Genomic DNA, 316 nt, shown 5'->3' on the forward strand with positions numbered 1-316 from the left:
GACTCCAGTGGTAGAAACCAATACAAAGGCCAGCGCGATAGCCAAATCTGAAGCTGAAGCAGCTCTGCTTTTCTGTGGGAGCTGGCTTGCCTGCGATGGCATCAACTGGGTGTATCTGAAAGACCGAGGTGTCTGCATCGCAGGCAAGCCACAGTTGACCGTGCCCGCTTTAGCTTTTGATTCTGCTTTTGCTTCACCACACTCAAGCCGGCCGGTAGGCCGCTGTGCTCTTGCTCTGCTTTTGATCTTGATCTTAGGCGCCCCGTTAACCACGCTGGCCGAACGCAGGTATTACGGAGCGGGTAAACCGGCAGGG

At 55.4% G+C, this 316-nt stretch carries 1 pseudogene; it reads left to right on the forward strand.

Annotation, left to right across the window (positions count from 1 at the left end):
• Positions 1–316 (forward strand): annotated as a pseudogene (locus tag HX855_RS33085) (hypothetical protein); the annotation flags it as partial.

The organism is Pseudomonas sp. IPO3778, from assembly GCF_013386825.1.
Classification (GTDB): Bacteria; Pseudomonadota; Gammaproteobacteria; order Pseudomonadales; family Pseudomonadaceae; genus Aquipseudomonas.